The sequence below is a fragment of the Paenibacillus sp. LHD-38 genome (genome assembly GCF_031157315.1).
Lineage (GTDB): Bacteria > Bacillota > Bacilli > Paenibacillales > Paenibacillaceae > Pristimantibacillus.
On the sequence record NZ_JAVIFU010000160.1, the window covers coordinates 1 to 514 of the forward strand.

The window sequence follows — 514 nt, forward strand, 5'->3', positions numbered from 1 at the left end:
TACGGGTAAAGGATTTGGATTCGAGTGGTATTCTTTCGGGCTTGTGTTTGCCCTCTGGCGGAGAATTTGATCGAAACATTCATCTGACACTCACCAAAAAACAAACAAAAGCGATCAAGGCTCATCCCGAGATTTACAAGTACGTCCCTTCCTCGTCTACCTTTGATTTTTTAGATTTGCATGAGAACTTTTTTCACCCGATTTCCTTTCGGGTTGTTCGTTTCGTCCTGCCGAGTGGAACTTATGAAACCGTCATTACGAATCTTTCTGCCGATGATTTCCCACCCGAGGAACTGGGGTCCATTTATAACATGCGCTGGGGCATTGAAACCTCTTTTAGAGCTTTAAAATACACTGTTGGTCTGACGAGTTTTCACGCGAAGAGACGAGAGTCCATCATCCAAGAGATTTTTGCAAGAATGATTATGTACAATTTCGCTGAAATGATGACCTCGCACGTCGTCATTTCCCAAATGGATAAACGGCACCAATACCAAGTTAATTTCACGGTCGC

The 514-nt window shown here is 43.6% G+C and carries 1 protein-coding gene; it reads left to right on the forward strand.

Annotated elements, in window-relative coordinates:
- Positions 1-514 (forward strand): transposase (locus tag RCO25_RS34720; protein WP_309000586.1); only part of this gene is annotated, 514 nt, incomplete at both ends.